The sequence below is a fragment of the Nostoc sp. C110 genome (assembly GCF_043099725.1).
In the GTDB taxonomy this organism is placed as follows: Bacteria; Cyanobacteriota; Cyanobacteriia; order Cyanobacteriales; family Nostocaceae; genus Nostoc; species Nostoc muscorum_A.
On sequence record NZ_CP171148.1, the window covers coordinates 4,162,675 to 4,185,046 of the forward strand.

The following is a 22,372-nucleotide window of genomic DNA, read 5'->3' on the forward strand; positions in this document are numbered from 1 at the left end:
GAATAAAAAATAGTGTTCACAAACAAAATCCGTGAACAGTGACACACTCCGCACACTGAAATTGGTACTCCAATTTCAGTGTGGGCTTCTCAACCAATCCGGCTATTGCTTAGGAGGCGTTGAGCTTTAAGAATCGCATGTCCGTCGGCTCTATTCTTTATATTTACTGCCGCGTTATGGTCACGATTAAGACTGCACCCACACAGACACAAGTGCCATCTTTCATGCAGCTTTTTAGAAACTTTTACCCCACAACTGGAACAATCTTGTGACGTACCCGATGGATTGACTGCAATTACCAAAATTCACGAGATTTAAACCGAGGTCGTCTACTTCGTTTTCCGTTGCTATCACCTTTTAAAAAACGGTCAAACGTCACTTTCACTCGCTTAACTATATCCTGTAGCACCTGCGAGTAAATTTCACCGTACCAAGGATGAGTTTTTCTGAGATTTAGTAGCGTTTTATTTTGTGAATAATAGTCTGGGTTGTCCCGCAATTCTGGTATATGGCAGATAAGAGGACAGGCATTAATTGATGAACGATTGCGCTCATACCAATCAAATCTATCAGCCAACAAGAAATTATATTGAGCGCATAACATAGACAGCCATCTGTCTATCTCAATGGCTTGTTTTGTTGTTGGTCGTAGCTTGTATTGGTAGGCTGTCCTCACAACTCTTGCCTCAACCATTAACCCTTTTTTATCACTCTCGCTAAAGTATAATTAAGTGCGATCGCAAAAACTGAGACAGAGAGTATGGTTGAGCCTCGCCCACCCGTGCCCACAGTCAAATTTGTGGATGAATATTGCCAGTTGTATCAAAACCTATTCCCAGAAGTTAGAAGTTTTGAATCTTTTAAGTACCTACATATAGGATGTCTTTCTGATGTAAAACGTAAAACTCTACCAGAAATAGCGAAAATTGTAGGACTAAATAATCATCAAGTATTACACCATTTTTTAACAGAATCACCTTGGGATATAAAAAAATTAAGAAGGCAAAGATTAGAATTAATATTATATATACTTCAAGGTCGCCCAATAATACTAATTGTTGGTGAAATAGGTGATAAAAAAAAGGGAATACGGCTGATTATGTGAAACGACAGTACATTGGTAATTCAAGGTCTAGCAGAAACTGGATCTGCATTTGTAACAACCAATGAATGATCACTGGAAGATCATCTACTCGCTCTGATGTAGTGTTTTGCAACTGTTATCTAGCCGCCTCAATTATTAGTGAACACCTTTGCAGACTACACTTTCAGGCTGTTATTTGGCTATTCTATTTGTGAAATGAGCGAACCGACCGGAGGAACAAAACAATGATTAACAAACAACCTGCCAAGTTCACAATGAATGCCAAGCAGAAAGAGATATTTCATCAACTGACAACTGAAAAGCAAATAAGACTGTTGCAGGTTTTAGAAGCCCGACAATCCCAAACTGGTCAGAGAAGGATTAAGCCATCCAACCGCACCAAGACTAAACAGGTTTATCAGGATGACTCCCAAGACATTGTTAATCAGTACCAAGACCACCTGGATTAATCCTTTGTCGAAATGTTTCGATAGCCTGGGAAATATTTCGATTTACCCACGCCAGCAAGGGAATCTAAGGACACCTAGAAGTTTTACAGGTCTACCCCTAAGTTAAAGATTTGAGATATATCTAGCAAACCCTCATTAGACTGTCCTATGCTTAAGACACGTTTAGGACAATCTAGGATGTTTTAGGACTGCTAAGTATCTCTGGAAAAAGCCCGTGACGAGGATTGAACTCGTGACCTCACCCTTACCAAGGGTGTGCTCTACCACTGAGCCACACGGGCGAAATATAACTCCGATTTTCCAGCTAGAAGTTAAATGCTGGGAGTTTTGATGCTTACCCAGACATTATAACTTATAACTTCGTAAGTGGTGGGCCGGGCTGGATTTGAACCAGCGTAGGCGCTAGCCAACGGATTTACAGTCCGTCTCCATTAACCACTCGGACACCGACCCGATTTGTCTCACGATTTAAAATCTTAGCACCACCTTTTATAATTAGCAAGTGGTTAGAAAAAATAACTTGTGGGTAGAGATCGCAACAAAACTGCGTCTCTACCTTATGGATAAAAAATACTGGTTACACGCTCATCTCCAGCATTCGTTGCATTGGTCGCAGTGCAGCAAGGCGAATATCCTCTGACATGGTAATTTCGGGAGTGCGATTTTTCATTGCCCAGTAAAGCTTTTCTAGGGTGTTTAATCGCATAAACGGACATTCGTTACAAGCACAGTTATTTATCGGCGGTGCAGGAATAAAATGCTTGTCAGGAGCTAGTTTTTGCATTTGATGAATGATTCCCGGCTCCGTAGCAACGATAAATTCCTTGGTGGGGCTGCTTTGACAATACTTGAGTAAAGCGGCTGTGGAGCCAATAAAGCTGGCGTGGCGTAATACACTACTTTCACATTCTGGGTGTGCGATCGCCTCTGCTTCGGGATGGGCAATTTTTAACTGGACAATTTTCTTTTCCGAAAAGGTTTCATGGACAACACAGCTACCTTGCCATAGCACCAAATCTCGTCCAGTCTGTTCCATCACATACCGCCCCAAATTCCGATCGGGGGCAAAAATAATCGGCTGTTCCTTTGGTATCTGCTGCACAATTTTCACAGCGTTGGAGCTAGTACAAATAATATCGCTCATCGCCTTGATATCAGCAGAGCAGTTGATGTAAGATACCACCAGATGATCTGGATGCGCTGCTTTAAAAGCTGCAAACGCCTCTGGTGGACAACTGTCTGCTAAAGAACAACCAGCATTCAAATCTGGTAAAAGTACTAATTTATCGGGATTAAGTATCTTTGCTGTTTCTGCCATGAAGTGAACACCAGCAAAGACAATCACATCCGCATTGGTTTTTTCGGCGGCTCTTGCTAATTGTAATGAATCCCCAATAAAGTCGGCAATATCCTGAATATCTGGCTCTTGATAATAATGCGCCAGGATAACGGCGTTGAGTTCTTTTTTGAGACTCTGAATCGCGGCAAACAAATCTAGTGGTAGTTCACCCAGTTGGGTGTTTTCTCGTTGAGCTAGTGCAGTAGTAAACACAGTTTAGGGGTGCTTTATGTTGCAAATGTATGTCCTGTGGATTCAATTATAGTAGTTTTTACCAAAAATAGTGGACGGTTGATATTTTGGGGTTGTGTCCAAATCGGGCTGAGTTTCATATCCTGGAGATAGACGGCAAGGAAAGTGGCATGACCAGTCAGAAAACTCAATCGATAAACCTCAAAATTGCTGTAGTTGGAGATATTCACGACCAATGGGAAGTGGAAGATGGCATTGCACTCAAGCATTTGGGTGTTGACTTAGTGCTGTTTGTCGGGGATTTTGGCAATGAATCGGTGGAAGTGGTCAGAGCGATCGCATCCCTCGATATTCCCAAAGCAGCCGTGATGGGCAACCACGATGCCTGGTACACCGCCACCGAATGGGGACGTAAAAAGGCTCCTTATGACCGCTCTAAGGAAGACTGGGTACAGGAACAACTCGATTTATTAGGCCCGTCCCATGTCGGTTACGGTAAGTTGGATTTTCCCGCTTGGAATTTAACTGTAGTGGGGGGTCGTCCCTTTACCTGGGGTGGCCCAGAGTGGAAATTCGCGGAAATCTGTAAAGAACGTTACGGTGTGACGAGTTTGGAAGAATCCGCCGATCGCATCGTGAAAGCGATCAAAAGCGCCGCTTACGAGACAATTATATTTTTGGGTCACAACGGGCCTAGTGGGTTAGGCGATCGCCCCGAAGACCCCTGCGGCAAAGACTGGCATCCAATTGGCGGCGACTTTGGCGATCCAGATTTGGGCGAGGCGATTTCTCAAGCCTTGACTGCTGGTAAAACTATTCCTCTGGTGACATTTGGTCACATGCACCGAGATTTACGCCATACCAAGAAGGTGCAGCGCAAACCCATCTTTAGAAGTCCAGAGGGGACAATTTACTTAAATGCGGCTAGTGTCCCCAGGATTGTGGAAAATGACGGCGAGAAGCTGCGTAATTTTTCCATTGTCACCCTAGAGGCGGGTGTGGTTTCGCAAGTTTCCCTAGTTTGGGTGGGGAATGACTTTCAGGTGGCTAAAGGGGAAATTTTGTACGAGCGATCGCGGATTGTGTCGTAGACATTCGCATCCAGTAGTGCAATCTGCGTAGATAATAGGGTATAGTATGATCTGTCAAGTTTAGTGCTAACCAACAAAAGCGCCTGAATAGCGTCTGAAACTAGGATCAGCACAAGTTTGACAGATTTACTGGAGAGGTGGCAGAGTGGTCGATTGCGTCCGACTTGAAATCGGATGAGGCTAAAACCTCCGGGAGTTCGAATCTCCCCCTCTCCGTTGAAGAAAAATTAGATTTTACAAGTGTTTTTGAGTAAATCAACTATTAGGTTTTTTGAGATGAAAGTTGATTGAGTATTTTTGGCTATTTTTTACTGTAGAGTGGCTTTGATTTCTTTATCAAATTTGAGTTCATCTCAAAACCATTACAAAACATACATAGTAAGCTTAATAAGCTTTTGTAATGGGTCAGTAAGCCTTAAATTTTTCCAAGTGGGTAGTTCCTAAGACCGCAAAAACAATTTTATGATGGCAAATTGGCTTGAAATTTAGTGTAATGAAACAGTAATACACCAATAAATTCGTAGAGATGCATTATGTAGATATGCATTATATTGAATCAGAAGAGAAATAAGCACCCTTCTTTCTATTTGCATCTGGATGAGTTGCCTGAATATTATCAATAGTGTCAGAACCACCAACTGCTAATGGTTTGATGTGATCATAGTGTAACTCATCGCCATAGTATATTCCTGCACCTGTCAAGGCACACTTATTTCCCTGACTCTTAATCAATAACCTTTTTTCTTCCTCTGTCAAACGAAGTCTTCTATCCTCTCTCTTAAAATCACTTTTGATAATTTCTAGCCTTTCATTAAAGCCTTTCATAATTATATCTAAATCAGCATTACTAGGTTTTTTCATATAGAGAAAAAGCTCTTTTAATTTCTTTTTTATTTCCTCTCTATGAAACTTAGCCATTTCGTAATTCAAGTCAGATAAAATGTGCCAAAGCATGTAGAAGTCCTGAAATCTTCTGACAAGAACTGGTAAATTTCTGCCAGCATCAAAGATAGAATTTAACTCCTCCCTCAAAAAATCATTAACATCACCATCATCAATATCTTTGTCAAGGAGAATCAATCTTAGGTTTTTGATGAAGCTTTCTACATGTTTAATACTTTCTCGAAACGAACGCAAAGAGTCTACATTCGTAGATGCACTATGAAGTAATTTTGTCACATCTCTCTTATCTTTAATTCTCGCATTTACAGAATTATTTTTGATATGTATATTAAGTACACCAGTGGACTTACCTTTACCGCTTGTCTTATGGTAGTCTAGATAAACTAATAATGTATATAATTCTTCATTTTGCATTCTATCGCCATAATCATTTTTATTGCGTGCGATAGTAATATAGAACCAGCTTTTATGCTTTCCAGCGTTCTTTTTGATATCATCAATCAAGTCCTTCTTAACCCAAGCATTCCACATTTCAAAGGAATTTTCTAAGATTGGAAATGGTTTATTATTAAGTCTAATAAATAAATCCACAGGTTGAAATTGAGTGTTAATCCTCTCTTCAATTTCTACTACTAGGAGTGGGAAATCATAAATTCTATCTTGCAGATTTACGTCAAAAGTATCAAATTTGCATTTTTCTAAATCTTTAAGTATTCTTAATTGCCTCAACGGAAACTTATCATTTTTTGATTTTTGTTCATTGCCTTCTTCATCAATATAAGATCCTCCGGTAAATGCAAGAATTGAAAGTAGTCTTTGCTGTCCATCAATAACTTCCCATACTCCATCACTTCGACTAAAGATAAATATTGGCGGTAGCTGTATGCCAAGCAAAATACTCTCTATTAAAGCAGATGCTTTTGGAATACTAATAACTTCCGAGCGTTGGTAAGGTGGGCGTAGAAGTAGTCTTTTCTTCCTTATTCTTGACAGAAAACCGTCAATAGTTACTCTTTGGGGATCTGGCTTTGTTGTTCTTAATGTTTCCAATTGGCTTACCTTAACTAAGGTGTCATCTTGACTAGAAGCGTTAATTTTGGGTTTGCCACCACCTAAGTAGTTATTAAAATTAGTATTTAGTTTCTTGCTAAAGAAATTTGCTATAGTTTGATATCTCTCAAGAGTAGGAGCATAAAAATGTGAACCTTCTTGAGCAAAAATAGCTATATTTTTTGCTATATAATTTGAGAATTCAATAGATAGAGAAACACTTTCAAAATTACTTCTAGAAACCTTCTCTTTTTCTAACACTGAAAATGCCCATAAAAGACATTCACAAACTAACCTATTAGACCTTATTGCCCTTGATTCTAAAGTTGAATTTACTTTCTCAACCAACTCAAATCTCTTGATAAGTTTGGTGCATAAATCTTTAGGATCAGAAGTTAAAGCTATCAATTCATAAAGCTTATCAATAGTTTCGGTTCTTGATTGGCTAGATGCATAACTTCTAATGGGAAGCATACTAAGGATTAGCTGTTTACGCACAAAAGTTAGAATCTTTTGAACTTTAAATTTAATATTATCTTCTGTTTTAGTATGTTTTAAAAAAAGCTGATATGTTTTCTCAGCTAGCACTACGTCATTAATTAGCAAGTCCTTAAAACATTTAGTTACAGGGTCATTTAGATATGCAGCATTATCAATCTCTGCCTTCTTCAAAGGTGTAATCCCAGAATTATATCGTGAAAATATTTCTTTCTTAATCTTATCTTCTAAATCGCTATCAAGTTTAGGTTCATTAACTACTGCAAATTCAAAAACTCTAAGCTTAGAATCAAAAAACAGGTCTTGAATTTGAATACTCAAATCTTGAAATGATTTTTTTCTTAGTTCTTTTAGCTCATATAAACCTTTCTCAGTCAGCTTTAAGTCTTTTTTAAGAAAACGCAGAATTGTTTCAAATCTTTGTCTCCCATCGATTACTTCTTTTGTATTTCCGCTATCAAATAGTATTATTGGTGGTATTTCTGTTCCAAGTAAAATACTCTCTATAAAAAATGTTGCTTTCTCAGGAGTCCAAACATAGTTTCTCTGGTAGTAGGGGTCATATTTAATTTTATTTAAGTTTCTTTCTCTAAACAAGCTTTCTATACTTTGCGAATATGTACTAATTTTTAAGTGAGATGAAAAAATTCTTTCAAAATCAGCTTGCTTCAAAAATATGTCATCCATGTATTCGAATAGTTACCTCGTAAAACGTATTTTTAAATTCAGCTATAGAAAGCCTATTTAACTTTTTACTGATATGACCATATATCAGTATATGTATAAGCTATGGAGCAGTGTATCATTATTTTATTGAAAACTGTAACAAATGATGGTTCTTCTTAGTGGGTATAGTAAAAGCGATCGCTCCCTTCACCCTTTGCTTGCATTATGCTATCATTTTGATAAATTCTACTTTGAGGTAAAGCGATGGCTACCCTTTATGTAAGAAATTTACCCGATGATTTGTACGCAAAACTGCAAGAGTTAGCCGCATCTGAACACCGTTCAATTAACGCCCAAGTTATAACTCTGTTAGAACAGGCTTTAAAAACTGAAGCACAGCAAACAGAAGAAGAAAGACGAAAGAATGTCCCAAAACTTCTAGAGGAAATCCGTCTTCGTCGTGAAAAGCTACCAACTGATATCGAATGGCCTGACAGCACTGCCATGATTAGAGAAGATCGGGACAGATGACAATTCCTCTTAGGTGCGTCGTGGATGCCAGTGTGTCCGTTAAGCAATTTATTCCTGATCCGCTAACAGCTAAGGTTAATCAACTGTTTGCTCACCTTGCCTATCCCCAGACAGAAATCTTTGTACCTGACCTGTTTTACATTGAGTGTGCAAACGTTTTGTGGAAGTATGCTCGTGCAGGTAGTTACGATGTTTCTCTGATTCAGGGGAATTTAGCTAGTCTGAAAGCTTTCCCTTTGCGTGTTGTCTCCACGGCTGATTTGATGGCGGATGCAGTTGCGATCGCATTAAATTATGGAATCTCCGCCTACGATGGCTCTTATGTTGCACTTTCACAGCAGGTAGGTGCTACTTTGCTGACTCTTGACGGTAAGCTGGTGAAAGCCCTAGCCGCTTCGTCTTACAATGTTTCTTCGTTTAATGACTTTGAGGTTCCGCCGTTAGAGTCAATGTAGAAGCGATCGCCTTTTCTCACCATATATTCAACCCCAAAGCATTGAATGAGGCTAAACAAATCGATACTAACTCAGAATTGGGGAAATTAAATTTTTATCACTGACTTATCTTAGTTGCAATAAAATTAGTTTGTAAAGCAGGGGATAAACCTGCTGTTTTTTAATATTCAATTGTCAAAAATGCCTTTTACTTATAAACGCACGGTTCGCTTTCAAGATACTGATGCTGCTGGGGTAGTTTATTTTGCTAATGTTTTGGGTATTTGCCATGAAGTTTATGAAGAATCTTTAGAAGCATCAAGTATTAATCTCAAAGATTTTTTTACTAATCCGTCTGTGGGGTTTCCCATTGTTCATGCTAGTGTTGATTTTTTGCGCCCTATGTTTGTTGGGGACAAGTTGTTGATTAGTTTAATTCCGCAAAAAATAGGTGTTGATAAGTTTGAAATTACTTACGAAATTACAGTGGGTGAGGTGGTAGTTGCTAAGGCTATTACTCGTCATGTTTGTATTGATGTAAGTAGTAGAAGTAAGCAGGAATTACCCGAAGAGATAGTCGAATGGTTGGAAACTAACCGCAGAGACGCTGAGGGCGCAGAGAGAAGAAAGTCGAGAGAGATTATGTGATGGGATTTTGGAGGAATTCTGTGGCTATTTGCTGTAACTGTTGGCGGTTAATTTTACCTTGGGAGTTGCGGGGTAAGTTTTGCTGGGGAATCCAATATTTAGGGATTTTAAATTTGCTGAGTTTGTTTTTAAGTAAGATTTGGATTTTTAAGGCAGAGGTATCTGGTTTTTTGGGAATGTAAATCGCTGTTAAGGCTTGTCCCCAGTGTTTATCTGGAATGCCAATGACACAAATATCGGCAACCATTTGAGTTGATTGTATAGCTGATTCAATTTCTGCTGGATAAATATTTTCTCCACCTGTAATAATTTTGTCGCTGTTACGTCCGATTATATTTAAATGTCCTTGTTCGTCTAAAAAGCCTAAATCATCTACTTGGAAATCAGTTTGATTTTCTCTGGTTTTAGGATAGTAACCAAGGGCTAAAGATTGAGCATGAATGGTAATATTGCCGATTTGATTGAAATTTAAAATCTCGCCTTGCTGATTGCGAATAGTTACTTTTGCATGGGGAAGAATTTGACCACTGCTAATTTTACCGCCGAGAAAATCATCCGGTTTGAGGGTGGCAATTTGAGAGGCGGTTTCTGTCATACCATAGGTAGGTGCTAACCGGATGTGGTGAAATCTGGCTTTTTCTAGTAGTTCGTTCCATGCTGGCGCACCTCCCAAAAGTACTGTATTAAATTGGGATAGCCATTCAGTTAATTCTGGATTTTGCAGGAGGCGTTGTAACTGTGTTGGTACTAAAGATATAAAAAATTTTGATTGTTTAATATTTAATATTTGACCGGATTCTACGGATTTAAATGGTTGAATAGCCAGTTTGCCTGCGGTGGTGAAAGAGCGCATAAATTGCATTAAACCGCTAACGTGATATAGCGGTAACACGCAAAATGAATTTACTTGTTTGATTTGAAAGTATTCTGTAAATCCTTGTACCGATGAGACGAGAGTTTCCCAAGTATGAATGGCAAATTTAATTTGTCCTGATGAACCACCTGTGGGAATCATTATGAATGGGGACTGGGGGCTGGGGACTGGGGACTGCGGGACTGGGTAAGTGGGAGTGTGTAGAAGTTCTCCCCAAATAATATTTGGCTGTACTAAATCAAAGACTTGTTGCCATTCTTGTGTTCCCCAGTCGGGGTTACAAAGAAAAACTGGACAATTAGCTGCACAAGCGGCAATAAAACTTGCTAGAAACTTTAATGGTTCGCGTTCGGCTAAGATGATTTTTGGTAGTGTTCCACACGCTGAGAGTTGTGTTAGTTCTAAATATAATTCTTGAGCTATTTGATTAAATTGACGGCTGTCATAACCGATAAGCCAATCATTCTGAGTTAGGTTATTAAGACAGTCTAAAGGTCGTTCCATAAACTTTGAAACCACGTTTCTTCTTGTTCAAAAAAATGGTCGATACCAAAACCAACTGCCCTATCGTTTTGGGATAATTCGGCTGCTAGTTGGAGTGCTGCAAGTCTAGCGATCGCAGTTTCAAATACTGACGAAAATACAGTATCAATTTGATACTGGTGGCAAAACTTTCTCAAACGAGATGGCGAGCCAACGATCGCAGGCTTGATGACAAAAATTCCTCGCCAACCTTGTTGATGGCAGGCGGCGAGTTGCCCAAGTGTGGCGACAGATTCATCTAAAGCGATCGCAGTCTCATAACTCGTACTCAATTCCAACATCTGCTGAAATTGCTCAACAGGTAGCGGTTGTTCGATAAATTCAATTTCTATGGGTAGTTCTGGATTTGCCTTGAGATTGTCGCAAGTCCGCAGCCATAAGTTAGCTTCTTCATAGCTGAGTCCACCGTTGGCATCTAACCGCAGTTTGGTAAAGGCTGGTAAGGTGTGTATCAGTGACTCAAAAATTTTTAGTTCATCAGCGATCGCATTCACACCAATTTTCCACTTAAATGTGCGATATCCCTGCTGCCATAGCGTTTGCCATTGATTTAAAGCCGCTTTCCCAGATGGTAATAAGCCGCTATAGCGCAAGGAGTGAAGTGCCGAGGATAAATTTAAATTCTTCTCCTCTGCTCCCCTGCTCCTCTGCTCCTCTGCTCCCCTGCTCCCCCACTCTAATGCTGACTCAAAGCCAAATTGACAAGCAGGTAACTTATCTGGAATAGAGAAAATTATCTCGTCTGTGATTTCTTCTGGGAGTTGGCGACAAAAATCTAAGGCTTGTTCTAGGGTTTCGGAACCAAACCAGCTAATGGGGGCGATTTCTCCCCAACCGAGTTGATCTGATTCATCGGTGAGACGGAGAATAATACTTTCACGAATATCCCACTTACCGTGATTGGTGGTAAGCGATCGCAAAAATCTTCGCTGATAAGGACGAAATTTAAATTGATAACGCATCAATTAGTAATTGCTAAAGCATAAATCCCAAGCCGAACAGCAAGCAAGCCCAGAAATGCACAGCTACGGCGATGAATTTACAGTTACTAACTTTGTCCGGCTGGTTGTGATTTTCTTGGACGTGGCGACATAATTTGACAGCGAAGGGTAAACTTACCCAACTCAGTAATGTCCAAGCTGGAGAAATTCCTAATAGCACAAATAGCAAGGTGAGGGGATAAATGCTAGCAGTGAACCAAACTAAGAGTTGGGCCCCTTTTTGGGTTCCGAGACGGACGATAGGCGATCGCTTACCTGCGGCTATGTCATCCTTAACTTGGTGAAAGTGTGAGCAAAACAAAATTAAGGTTGTGGCAATCCCAACAATCACTGAAACTGCTAAACTTGTCATTGACCAAGTTTGCGTTTGGCTGTAATAGGCTGCCTCCACTGCTAAGGGGCCAAAGGCAAAAAAGCAAAGAATCTCGCCTAAACCCTGATATCCTAAGCGAAAGGGAGGCCCTTGATACATATATCCCAAACCACAGCATAGTAGAATGATGGCGATGACAGTTAGGTCATGTTGCCAAAAGGCGATCGCTAGTATGCCCAGCAACCCCAAACCTAAACACAAATTTCCTATCCAAAATATTAATGGCTTATTGCTAGTTAAATTCACCAGTGAATGGTGCTTATTTTGATCGATACCTGTTTCGGAATCAAAGACATCATTACTGATATTTTCCCAGGCAAGAATTAAAATTGCCGCAGCTACAAAAGTAGAAAATACTGCACCATTAAACATTTTAGTTTCAGCAAATGCGACTGCTGTTCCTACCCAAATGGGCATAATGGCAACGCTGTACATTGGCGGTTTAATCGCTGCCATCCATAACTTAGTGTTGGGATATAAAATTTGCTTGGTAGTCATCAGTTGTGATTAATTAAATTACCAGAATATTACTCACACTTTAGATTTTATGATTTAAAGAGACGCTAGAGATGAGTGATATACAAACAATTGTCACTTTTACTATGGGTTGTTAGCCTTGTGTTGTTAACACTCACTCTCACATTGCAGTCTTAGGCTGAAACTGTCTTATCATGGTCTAGGAACACCATAAACAAAGCAAATCCTACGCTGGTGAAATGGCAACTTAATATGTTACCTGTAAAAATACGACCACGATTAATTACACTTTAGGAAGTTAACTTAAAAAAAATTTACTATAGATCCATGACAGTTTCACCATGTCGTAGCAACTTGTTTGTAGAGCGCAAAGATTTATATCAATTTCTGCTATCAGTCCAAGAAAAGTGCCTCCAAAATAATGGCAAGCAAATTGTCAGTATCTCTCAAGAGATCCATTTAGTTGATCCTTTACTTGTATTGGATCAACTTACACAAGCAAATGAAATAAATTTTTACTTTGAGGACAGAGCTAAAGGGGAAGCGATCGCAGCAATTGATTCTGTAGCAAAATTACAGATTGATGGTGCAGATCGTTTTACTCAAGCCGAATATTTTATCAAATCTTGTCTAAAAAATATAATTAATTTTGGTAACGCTAATCAACCTTTTTCTGGGCCTCACTTTTTTTCTTATTTCAGCTTTTTTGATAAAAACGCCCAAGTGGATTATCCATTTCCATCTGCTACCATTTTTCTTCCACGTTGGCAAGTAGCTGTGAAAAATCAGCGTTGTATATTAGTAACAAATATAATTATTAATGAAAATGCAAATATCCAAAGGTTGTTGGAGAATCTGCAAAATAAAATTGAATTTATCCAATCTTTAGAATATTACTCTGCTAATATTGATTGCTTCCCAGCAACCTTATATAAGAAATCTGTCACGAATGCTACTCAATTTAAACGTTCAGTAGTATCTGCTTTAGAAAAAATTCGGTCTAGTCATTTAAGCAAAATTGTATTAGCAGATATATTAGATGTAAAGTCAAGCAACCAGTTTAGCCTAGTTAAATCCTTAAATAATCTTAGACAAAATCATCCCAATTGTTATATTTTTTCTACAAGTAATGGTAAAGGACAGAATTTTATTGGTGCAAGTCCAGAAAGATTAATTAGTATTAATAATCAACAGTTAATAACTGATGCTTTAGCTGGTTCTGCACCACGAGGTAAAACCCCTGCTGAAGATGCAGCTAATGCCAATCGCTTACTAAATAGTGAAAAAGAAAAGCATGAACATTCACTAGTACTTAATTTTATAACTCAACGTCTATCTGAGCTAGATTTATCACCTCAAATATTAGCACCACGGCTACGACAATTATCTAATATCCAGCATTTATGGACACCTATAAGTGCGATAGTTCCTACTAACATCCATCCATTAAAGATTGTCGGACAATTGCATCCTACGCCAGCCGTTGCGGGTGCATCACAAGATGTAGCTTGTGCTGAAATTCGTCGTTACGAAAGCTTTGAGAGGGGTTTATATGCTGCACCTTTAGGTTGGATAGATTCTCAGGGGAACTGTGAGTTTATTGTGGGAATTCGTTCAGCATTGATCGATGGCGATCGCGCAAGATTGTATGCTGGTGCTGGTATCGTCGCTGGCTCCGATCCTGACAAAGAATTTGCAGAGGTGCAACTTAAGCTTCAGGCGTTACTCAAAGCATTAGTTTAAAGTTAAGGTTCTTCAGTCGTTGACCTAGAAAATGCTATGAGCAACAACGTACTAGATAGCAACTTAGTGGATAATATGAAAATATTGTGGTTTTTTACGAAACCCTATCAACTATAAATGCTAAGGAAATAAGTAAAATGTTAGATATAAAGCTTTCTAAAAGTAGCGAAGAAGAACTTTTCCCGCCTCAAGAGTTTTTTAACGAGCAGTGGAAACTTTACCAAAAAATACTCGATAACAATTACATGGGACACCGTGAAATTTACTCTACACTGCGCGAGTTGCTCCTTGGACACTTTCAACAACCCTTTAAGATGCTTGATTTGGGATGCGGCGATGCTAGCTTTACTTCTCAAGCTTTGTTAAATAGCACGATTACTTCCTACCAAGGGATAGACTTATCTATACCTGCGCTAGAGATTGCTAAGGATAACATGGCAAAAATTCAATGCGACACAACCTTTACCCAAGGAAATATTTCCCAATTTGTTCCTGAATTGATGTCAAGTCAGCAAAATAGCTTCGATGTAATTTTAAGCTCTTTTGTTCTCCATCATTTAAGCCTTCAAGAAAAGGACTCGATTATTAGTCAGCTTAAGCATCTCCTCACATCTAACGGTGTTTTTATTCTCATTGATGTTGTTCGTAAAGAAGGAGAAGATCGAGAAACATATCTTAGATGTTACTTAGATAATGTACAAAAAGACTGGTCTTTAATTACTTCCCAAGAGTATTTAATGTTATCAAATCATATTTCTTCAAGTGATTTTCCTGAAACTCAAAAAACTTTTGATGAGATTTCACAAAAATACAATTTTACTCGCTTTGATTGCCTGTATAACAATCCACTTGATGCTACACAATTGTTGTGTTTTTACCGATAATCATGAAAAATTAGTGGAATTATTTATAGCGCTTCTCAGTTGAGTGCAATACAGACCTAACCCCCAGCCCCTTCCCTACAAGGTAAGGGGAGTAAAATTCAAAGCCTCTCTCCTTTTAGGAGAGAGGTTTGGAGAGAGGTGAAAGTATATTGCTTACATTCGAGAACCGCTATATATAGAAAGCCTCTTTCTTTGCAGAAAGAAGGCTTTAATAGTACTTCAAACTCGCCAAATACAAATGATTTGTTTTTGCACTTATTGCATTAAAAACTCATCTAAAAATCCTGATGAGTAAAAGCCTTAGCATTCGCGCCAGTGTAAGTAGCTACAATATGACCATCGCCAACCATTTGATATTTATATGTCACCAATCCTTCTAAACCAACGGGGCCGCGGGGAGGCATTTGTTGCGTACTAATCCCTACTTCTGCGCCGAAACCATAGCGGAAGCCATCAGCAAAGCGGGTAGAACAATTGTGGAATATGTTGGCTGAATTTACTAGTCCAAAGAAAGTTTCAACAGATGTTGAATCTTCAGTAATAATCGCATCGGTATGACGAGAACCATATTCGTTAATATGAGCGATCGCATCTTCTATAGAGTCAACAATCTTGATCGACAAAATATAATCGCTATATTCTGTTTCCCAGTCGGTTTCTGTTGCAGCTACAATGTTAGGTAAAATTTTCAAGGTGCGTTTATCACCTCTCAATTCTACGTGGCGTTCTTGCAAAGCCTCGGCAACCTTTGGTAAAAATTCTCTAGCAATTGATTGGTGAACTAGCAAAGTTTCAATGGCATTACAAACAGCAGGATATTGGGCTTTGGCATCGACAGTAATCGGAACTGCTTTAGAAATATCAGCAGCTTTATCTATATAAAGATGACAAATCCCATCTGCGTGACCTAGTACCGGAATACGAGTATTTTCCTGTACAAATTTGACAAATGAATTAGAACCTCTAGGGATAATTAAATCCACATATTTATCTAATTTTAAAAGTTCTAAAGTTTCTTCTCTAGTTGTCAGCAACTGTACCGCATCTGGGTTAACAGCAGTTTGTGATAATCCTTGTTTAATTGCCTTGACTATTGCTTCACAAGAACGCACCGCTTCCTTTCCACATTTGAGAATTACCCCATTTCCAGATTTTATTGCTAAGGAAGCAATTTGAATCGCCGCCTCTGGACGTGCTTCAAAAATAATCCCCAAAACACCTAAAGGACAAGTAATTCGTTTGAGAATTAAGCCAGTGTCAAGTTCGCGGTGAATCTGGACTTTACCAATAGGATCATCTAGCTTACCGACATCTTGTACCCCAGCGATCGCATCTCTTAATTTATGTTCATCCAACTGCAAGCGCTTATAAAGGGGTTTGGGAATTCCTTCAGCATCAGCAGCTTTACAATCGGCAACATTTGCTTGTAAAATTTCATCTTTAGCTGATTCTAAAGCTTGCGCGATCGCAATAATTGCTTGATTTTTTGCCTCAGTGGAGAGAATCGCCAGTTTACTTGCAGCTTTGCGGGTTTTTTGGGCGATCGCAATTAGGGGAGAAGCAATATCAAAAATAGTCATAGCAAAAATTTTTACTTTTTCTTCATCTTATCAATCTGAGTTGATCGTTGCTTATCGTCTTCCCCCAATCGGGTGAACCATCTGGGTAATCAATAATTACTCTGATCGGGTGAAGCAAAACCTGGTTCAAAAAACTTATTCTGTAAATATGAAACACAGAGACGGCAAAAGTAACAACTTCGCGGTTATATAAATATCTTAAGTATTATTACAGGCATTATTTGAAAGCTTTAAATATGATTTATGCGTACCATAGGCTAGAGAGACATTTATGTTTCTCTGGTCTTTTACTTTAGTAGACAATTTATACTGCTGGCTATGCTTTCGCCTTTGCTACTTCAGTGATCTTTACAAGTAGCTACGCCCACACAATGGCTGATTAAACAACTTTCAGACTTGTGCGTTAAACTTCTTTGCCACTTTTAACTAGGTTCGCCACTACTTTCACCAACTTATCTGGCTCGATGGGCTTAGATAGATGAACTTCAAATCCAGCTTCCAGAGCCAGGTTGCGTTCTTCATCTCTAGCATAAGCCGTCAGTGCTACAGCCAGAATCTTCTCTCCACGAAGGGCTTCTTGCGCGCGAACTTGGCGAATCAGCGAATAACCCATAAGTATCAGTTACCAAGTAAGCATCAGGCGCAAAATCAAATAATTGTTGATAGCGCTGACGCTCCTTCTCTACTGCGATTCGTGTTGCTTGTAGTTCCTCAGAGGCAATTCTCATTTCTTCTAAGGCGATTTGAAGTTCTGCAAAAGCTTCTGTTGTTAGCTCTTGTTGCGAATACCGCTCACTTGCAGTGCTTTGCAATAATTTCATCACCCGTGAGCGCAATATCTCTATTTGCCGACTAAAATCGTCTACATCCACGTTGCTCACTTTGCTAAGGCTAAAAAGCGCACGTGAGAGAAAAATCAAGCAAGTGTGATTCCAACTGTACGCTCAAAGCGGAACTCAAAACTATTACTCAAAAGATAGAGGTTTGTCTTGCCAAGGCAAGTTAAATCAGTGAATAAAACAAAAACACAATGTAATGATCTCAACCTCTTACTACTATGCTAGAATAGGCGGCTAATAAACAAATCTACCTAGGGTGCTGTACAGCTAGAAACATAATAGGTAGATTAAAGCAAATTGTTTTATAGCTTGAGGAGGGCCTGATGGTTACAGCAACAGTACCAGGAGAACAGGTCAAAATTGGTCAAACTCGGCTGCTGATTAATAATGAATGGGTAAATAGTGTCAGCGATGTCTACGACGGGCTACGCCTACGCCGATTTGAAACAATCAACCCAACTACAGGTGAGGTAATCTGTGAAGTCTCAGAAGCAGATGCCCCAGATGTAGATAAAGCAGTACAAGCAGCCCGCAACGCTTTCACTAATGGAGAATGGAGAAAGATATCTGCCGCCCGTCGCGGCGAGTTACTTTACAAGTTAGCTGATTTAATTGAGCAGAATATCGATGAGTTGGCGCGGCTAGAAACTCTCGACAACGGTAAGCCATTACAAGATTCATTCGGTGACTTGAGTTTAGTCATTGCCTGCTACCGTTACTATGCAGGTTGGGCTGACAAAGTACAAGGTAAAACTATTCCGATTAACGGGCCATACTTCTGCTACACTCGCCATGAACCTGTGGGTGTCGTTGGTCAAATTATCCCGTGGAATTTTCCCCTGTTAATGCAGGCTTGGAAATTAGCACCAGCTTTAGCAACTGGTAATACAGTAGTTCTCAAAACAGCAGAACAAACACCATTATCAGCGCTGCGGGTAGGCGAGTTGATTATTGAGGCTGGTTTTCCGCCCGGTGTGGTGAACATCTTATCAGGATACGGCCCAACCGCCGGGGCTGCGATCGCAAATCATAGAGATATTGACAAAGTGGCCTTTACTGGTTCCACTGAAGTCGGTCATCTAATTATGGAAGCTGCCGCCAAAAGTAACCTGAAGCGTGTCACCTTGGAATTGGGTGGTAAGAGTCCCAACATCGTTTTTGCTGATGCAAATATGGATGCAGCGATCGCAGGTTCCCACGATGCCATATTCTTTAACCAAGGGCAATGCTGCTGTGCTGGTTCGCGGCTGTTTGTCGAAGAAAAATGTTATGACGAGTTCGTTGCTAGAACTGTAGAAAGAGCAAGAGCGCGGGTTGTCGGTAATCCTTTCGATGCCAAAACAGAACAAGGGCCGCAGGTAGACAAAGACCAATTCGATCGAGTAATGAGCTATATCGAATCTGGAATTCGCGAAGGGGCCGAGATGCTATGTGGTGGTAATCAAGTTGGCGACAAAGGTTATTTTATTGCACCCACAGTCTTTGCTGGTGTCCGCGATGACATGAAGATTGCCCAAGAGGAAATTTTTGGGCCAGTGATGAGCATCATCAAGTTCAAAGATATTGATGAAGTCATTCAACGGGCGAATGCCACCATGTACGGGCTTGCCGCCGCAGTGTGGACTCAGGATATCACCAAAGCCCATGCGATCGCTAACAATCTCCGGGCTGGTACTGTATGGGTAAATTGCTACGACGTATTTGATGCTGCTGCACCCTTTGGTGGATTTAAGCAATCTGGTATTGGGCGAGAACTAGGCGAATATGGCTTGCAGCAATATACCGAAGTTAAGACCGTTACCATCAAATTGTAGTACGACTTGAATTTAGCTTTAGCCATATTCATCCCCCTAAATTTAAAAAAATCTGTTTTAGGGGGATGATGAATGTGATATTTGATCTGGGGTGGGCATCATAAATATGCTTTGCATACAACCTCAAGATAATTCTGATGATAAATGCGATCGCTACTAAATTTCGCCAACTTATAACTGGAAGAAAAAGCCAGATTGGTTATTTTGACAGACATAACCACAAAAACAAAACTAGGCGTTCCATAGCGCTGTATACCTGCATAGGATTAGTAAGTGCAATTTTGGCATTGTTGTTAATCGCATCCCCAGGACTGGCCCAAAAACCGCAACCCCAACAATCCCTAAAACTCCAACAACCGTTATTAGTAGCTACACGAGTTATACCGCCCTTTGTGCTATCAAACAAAGGTGAGCTATCAGGATTCAGTATCGATCTTTGGCGCAGCATCGCTACCCAAATAGGTATAGAGTCTAAATTTATTGAATATTCCAGTGTGCCAGAAGTGATTTCTGCTATTAAGGACAACAAAGTCAACTTGGGAATTGCAGCTATCTCGATTACAGCCGAACGCGAGCAAAATTTTGATTTCTCATTACCCATTTTTGCTGGTGGGCTGCAAATTATGGTACGCAACCTAGAGAGTAAAAACAGTGCTTTTCCAAATATTTTGCAATTGTTTTTCTCTACTAGCCTCTTGCAGGTAATAGGCATTGCCCTAGTGCTAATTGTCGTAGCTGCCCACATTATTTGGCTATCCGAGCGCAATCACAAAGAAGGGATGATTTCTGAATCATACTTTCCTGGTATTTTTAAAGCTTGTTGGTGGGCAGCAGCCACATTAGCGACTCAAGCCGATGAAATGCCCAAGGGAGTGCTGGGACGTTTTATAGCTATAGTCTGGATGTTTATCGGAGTCCTTTTTGTCGCCTACTTTACAGCCAGTGCGACTACTTCATTAACAGTGCAGCAACTTCAGGGCGATATCAGGAGTATAGACGATTTACCTGGCAAGGTAGTGGCTACAACTGCGGGAAGCACAGCGGCGACATTCTTGCGAGAACATCATATTTCAGTTTTAGAAGTCCCCAAAATTGAGGAAGCTTACAAAGCTCTGCAAACAAAAAAAGCTGATGCTGTGGTGTTTGATGCACCTGTACTCCTCTTTTATGCTGCCAATGAAGGCAAAGGGAAGGTAGAGATTGTTGGCAGTATCTTGCGTGAAGAAAGCTACGGAATTATTCTGCCTAATAACAGTCCCTACCGCAAACCAATTAATCAGGCTCTGCTGAATCTTAAAGAAAATGGCACTTATCAATCGCTATATGATAAGTGGTTCGATCCTAAAAATTCTTAAACTTTGCTAGAAAATTAGATTTATTGCGCCGTGTGCAACTTTCTTTCAAACCTAGCCCCCAGCGTTGGGGAGCAAGAATCAAAGCCTCTCGACCTTTCGGGGAGAGAAATGGAAGTGGGGTTCTAAGAATAAGTTGCACATCGCGTTACTAGTATTTTTTAATACAACTGTATTGACCATAACTCTATTTTTTTGCTTAAATACTAAGCATACAAAATTTATGTCTTGCTAACATTAAGCTTTTCTAATATTATTTTAGGGCTGGTGATATGTAAGTCTGCTATTCGTCAAAAATAGGGCTTACGCAAAATACCCTGCGGGTACTCCGTTGGAGAACTCGTAGAGTAGCCGCTCTGCTCCTAGATGAATTGCCATTACCAGAGAATGAGGGTTTTGACTATTGTTTGCGTAAGTTTTAAAAAAATTACAAAACGTTTGTAGTGAGCGATAAATCACTAAATTTCAAAGCCTTTAGCCCTGACTACAAACCACTAGTTCATATTTGCCATTGAAGTCTATTTTGACAAAATAGGGAAACAATCATGCTACCAAGTAATAGAGGAAACTTCCAAAAAGACAAACTAAAATTTGTTAATTTTGAAATTCCACCTGCGCTTAAATCTGTCAATTTTTCTTGTTTTGTTATCGGAGAAAGTTTATCTTTTTTTGGGTCTTGGATGACTCAAATTGCTTTGGTATGGCTAGTTTATCAATTAACTAATTCGGCTGTATTAGTTGGTGTGGCTGGATTTACAAATCAAGCTATGGGTTTGATTATTACTCCTTTGGTAGGAGTATTACTAGATCGCTGGAATTTACGATATGTTCTACTAGCTACTCAGTTAGTATCAATTTTGCTATCTTCTACCCTGACCTTTCTAACTCTTAGCAACAACATCAATGTTGCATGGATTATTTTTATTGGCACGCTTCAGGGAATAGTAAAAGCTTTCGATTTACCAGCACGACAGGTAATTATTCCCAGACTTTTGGATCAAAAATCAGATACTTATAGTGCGATGGCTTCGCATTCATTCTTGATTAATACAGCAAAGTTTGTTAGTCCTATGATTGGAGGTTTTCTGATTGCTCGATCTGGTGCGGCTTCTTGTTTTTTAGTAGACAGCATTAGCTATTTACCCTTTGTATCTGCAATTTTAACTATCAAAGTAAACCCAATTATCAATAATTCGTCAACTCAAAAACACCAAATTTGGAAAAATCTTAAAGAAGGCTTTGTTTATGCATACGATTTTTTACCCATTAAATATTTATTGATCTTACAAATTGTTATTTGCTTTATGGGGATGACCCATGTGAATTTAATCCCGATTTTTGCTCAAGAAGTTTTGAAGGGGAATGCTGAAACTATGGGTTTTTTGATGACAGCTTCGGCTCTTGGTTCTATAGTTTCAGGTATTTATCTCATCTCCAGAAAAAATATCATCGGATTAGGAAGGATTATAGCAAGTTCTGCCGCAATTCTCGGTTTAGGTTTAATCGTATTTTCTCAGTCAACAAATTTAGAGGTTTGTCTAATATTTATGTTTGTTATAGGTATGAATAATACTCTCACTCTGGCTTCTCTTAATAACTTTATGCAATCAATTCTTCTTGATGAAGATAAAAGAGGTAGAGTAACCAGCATCTTTACAACTGGTTTTTTAGGAATCCTGCCTTTTGGTAATTTATTTTTTGGGGTATTAGCAGGTCATCTTGGTGTTACCAATGCTTTATTATTTGGCGGGATTTGTTGCATTATAGGAGCATATTTCTTTAGTAGACAACTACCGAAAATAAGAAAGGTTTTATATCCAATTTATGCAGAGTTGGGCTTACTTCCACAGCCAAATAAAGGCTAAATGTAGTTTGGATAGCAGCGATCGCCTCTGAATACTTCATCAAAACCAACCGTGTCGCGTTTCATCCTCAGCCTCAAGCATAGAAGATAACGCTGTCCGTATGTTCCTATAAGGCTTTCAC

The 22,372-nt window shown here is 39.5% G+C and carries 18 protein-coding genes, 3 tRNA genes and 2 pseudogenes; 12 read left to right on the plus strand and 11 right to left on the minus strand.

Going from position 1 to position 22,372, the window contains the following annotated elements; genetic code table 11:
• Positions 1-89 precede the first annotated feature (89 nt).
• Positions 90-676: pseudogene (locus tag ACFFRD_RS23250) on the minus strand (zinc ribbon domain-containing protein).
• An 84-nt stretch (positions 677-760) separates the two neighbouring features.
• On the opposite strand from ACFFRD_RS23250, the pseudogene ACFFRD_RS23255 reads away from it, so the two are divergent.
• Together ACFFRD_RS23255 and ACFFRD_RS23260 are read left to right on the plus strand one after the other, a co-directional pair.
• Positions 761-1,149: pseudogene (locus ACFFRD_RS23255) on the plus strand (transposase); the annotation flags it as partial.
• A 180-nt stretch (positions 1,150-1,329) separates the two neighbouring features.
• Positions 1,330-1,554 carry a hypothetical protein gene (locus ACFFRD_RS23260; RefSeq protein ID WP_392477716.1) on the plus strand — a complete coding sequence of 75 codons (225 nt, stop codon included), beginning with the start codon at positions 1,330-1,332 and terminating at the stop codon, positions 1,552-1,554.
• 209 nt (positions 1,555-1,763) lie between these two features.
• On the opposite strand, the gene ACFFRD_RS23265 is transcribed toward ACFFRD_RS23260, so the two are convergent.
• From ACFFRD_RS23265 to ACFFRD_RS23280, 4 genes are all read right to left on the minus strand, one after another.
• Positions 1,764-1,835, minus strand: a tRNA-Thr gene (locus ACFFRD_RS23265).
• Positions 1,836-1,921: 86 nt separating this feature from the next.
• Positions 1,922-2,007, minus strand: a tRNA-Tyr gene (locus tag ACFFRD_RS23270).
• Positions 2,008-2,131: 124 nt separating this feature from the next.
• The gene (nadA, locus tag ACFFRD_RS23275; RefSeq protein WP_392477718.1) at positions 2,132-3,106 is read right to left on the minus strand and encodes a quinolinate synthase NadA; all 975 of its coding nucleotides are present in this window, start codon (positions 3,104-3,106) and stop codon (positions 2,132-2,134) included.
• Between the two features lie 14 nt (positions 3,107-3,120).
• Entirely contained in the window at positions 3,121-3,276 is a 156-nt protein-coding gene (locus ACFFRD_RS23280; protein WP_163937771.1) for a hypothetical protein, read from the minus strand.
• Between ACFFRD_RS23280 and ACFFRD_RS23285 the strand changes: the two genes are divergently transcribed.
• Entirely contained in the window at positions 3,256-4,176 is a 921-nt protein-coding gene (locus ACFFRD_RS23285; RefSeq protein WP_392477720.1) for a TIGR04168 family protein, read from the plus strand. The genes ACFFRD_RS23280 and ACFFRD_RS23285 overlap by 21 nt on opposite strands.
• 131 nt (positions 4,177-4,307) lie before the next feature.
• Positions 4,308-4,392 (plus strand) — tRNA-Ser (locus ACFFRD_RS23290).
• Positions 4,393-4,722: 330 nt separating this feature from the next.
• Here ACFFRD_RS23290 and ACFFRD_RS23295 read toward each other — a convergent pair.
• Positions 4,723-7,314 (minus strand): HNH endonuclease family protein, encoded by a 2,592-nt coding sequence (locus ACFFRD_RS23295; RefSeq protein WP_392477722.1) that lies wholly within the window; start codon positions 7,312-7,314, stop codon positions 4,723-4,725.
• Between the two features lie 243 nt (positions 7,315-7,557).
• Here ACFFRD_RS23295 and ACFFRD_RS23300 point away from each other — a divergent pair, with 243 nt between their 5' ends.
• The 3 genes from ACFFRD_RS23300 to ACFFRD_RS23310 all read left to right on the plus strand — a co-directional run bounded on the left by ACFFRD_RS23300 (position 7,558) and on the right by ACFFRD_RS23310 (position 8,906).
• On the plus strand, positions 7,558-7,824 hold the full coding sequence (locus tag ACFFRD_RS23300) for an Arc family DNA-binding protein (RefSeq protein WP_094330234.1): 267 nt from the start codon (positions 7,558-7,560) through the stop codon (positions 7,822-7,824).
• Positions 7,821-8,279, plus strand: coding sequence for a type II toxin-antitoxin system VapC family toxin (locus tag ACFFRD_RS23305; RefSeq protein WP_392477723.1), 459 nt, complete (start codon positions 7,821-7,823; stop codon positions 8,277-8,279). Before ACFFRD_RS23300 ends, ACFFRD_RS23305 begins: the two co-directional genes overlap by 4 nt.
• A gap of 180 nt (positions 8,280-8,459) precedes the next feature.
• Positions 8,460-8,906 (plus strand): acyl-CoA thioesterase, encoded by a 447-nt coding sequence (locus tag ACFFRD_RS23310; RefSeq protein WP_392477725.1) that lies wholly within the window; start codon positions 8,460-8,462, stop codon positions 8,904-8,906.
• On the opposite strand, the gene ACFFRD_RS23315 is transcribed toward ACFFRD_RS23310, so the two are convergent.
• The 3 genes from ACFFRD_RS23315 to menA are packed head-to-tail and all read right to left on the minus strand — an operon-like array spanning position 8,899 to position 12,195.
• Complete coding sequence (locus ACFFRD_RS23315) at positions 8,899-10,284, minus strand: 2-succinylbenzoate--CoA ligase (protein WP_392477727.1); 1,386 nt, start codon at positions 10,282-10,284, stop codon at positions 8,899-8,901. The genes ACFFRD_RS23310 and ACFFRD_RS23315 overlap by 8 nt on opposite strands.
• Complete coding sequence (locus ACFFRD_RS23320) at positions 10,269-11,285, minus strand: o-succinylbenzoate synthase (protein ID WP_392477729.1); 1,017 nt, start codon at positions 11,283-11,285, stop codon at positions 10,269-10,271. Before ACFFRD_RS23320 ends, ACFFRD_RS23315 begins: the two co-directional genes overlap by 16 nt.
• A 13-nt stretch (positions 11,286-11,298) precedes the next feature.
• Positions 11,299-12,195: a 2-carboxy-1,4-naphthoquinone phytyltransferase gene (menA, locus tag ACFFRD_RS23325; protein ID WP_392477731.1), complete on the minus strand. Its 897-nt coding sequence runs from the start codon at positions 12,193-12,195 to the stop codon at positions 11,299-11,301.
• 306 nt (positions 12,196-12,501) lie between these two features.
• On the opposite strand from menA, the gene ACFFRD_RS23330 reads away from it, so the two are divergent.
• Both ACFFRD_RS23330 and ACFFRD_RS23335 read left to right on the plus strand, forming a co-directional pair.
• On the plus strand, positions 12,502-13,917 hold the full coding sequence (locus ACFFRD_RS23330) for an isochorismate synthase MenF (RefSeq protein WP_392477733.1): 1,416 nt from the start codon (positions 12,502-12,504) through the stop codon (positions 13,915-13,917).
• An 86-nt stretch (positions 13,918-14,003) separates the two neighbouring features.
• The gene (locus ACFFRD_RS23335) at positions 14,004-14,801 is read left to right on the plus strand and encodes a class I SAM-dependent methyltransferase (RefSeq protein WP_392477735.1); all 798 of its coding nucleotides are present in this window, start codon (positions 14,004-14,006) and stop codon (positions 14,799-14,801) included.
• A gap of 275 nt (positions 14,802-15,076) precedes the next feature.
• Here ACFFRD_RS23335 and ACFFRD_RS23340 read toward each other — a convergent pair whose 3' ends face one another.
• Together ACFFRD_RS23340 and ACFFRD_RS23345 are read right to left on the minus strand one after the other, a co-directional pair.
• Positions 15,077-16,381, minus strand: a complete 1,305-nt coding sequence (locus ACFFRD_RS23340) for a glutamate-5-semialdehyde dehydrogenase (protein WP_392477736.1) — start codon at positions 16,379-16,381, stop codon at positions 15,077-15,079.
• A gap of 403 nt (positions 16,382-16,784) precedes the next feature.
• Positions 16,785-16,994, minus strand: a complete 210-nt coding sequence (locus tag ACFFRD_RS23345) for a hypothetical protein (protein ID WP_392477738.1) — start codon at positions 16,992-16,994, stop codon at positions 16,785-16,787.
• Between the two features lie 549 nt (positions 16,995-17,543).
• On the opposite strand from ACFFRD_RS23345, the gene ACFFRD_RS23350 reads away from it, so the two are divergent.
• The 3 genes from ACFFRD_RS23350 to ACFFRD_RS23360 all read left to right on the plus strand — a co-directional run bounded on the left by ACFFRD_RS23350 (position 17,544) and on the right by ACFFRD_RS23360 (position 22,251).
• The gene (locus ACFFRD_RS23350; protein ID WP_392477740.1) at positions 17,544-19,034 is read left to right on the plus strand and encodes an aldehyde dehydrogenase family protein; all 1,491 of its coding nucleotides are present in this window, start codon (positions 17,544-17,546) and stop codon (positions 19,032-19,034) included.
• Positions 19,035-19,171: 137 nt separating this feature from the next.
• A complete protein-coding gene (locus ACFFRD_RS23355) occupies positions 19,172-20,389 on the plus strand; it encodes a transporter substrate-binding domain-containing protein (protein ID WP_392477741.1) in 1,218 nt (405 codons plus the stop codon).
• A gap of 542 nt (positions 20,390-20,931) precedes the next feature.
• On the plus strand, positions 20,932-22,251 hold the full coding sequence (locus ACFFRD_RS23360) for an MFS transporter (RefSeq protein ID WP_392477743.1): 1,320 nt from the start codon (positions 20,932-20,934) through the stop codon (positions 22,249-22,251).
• Positions 22,252-22,372: the final 121 nt, after the last annotated feature.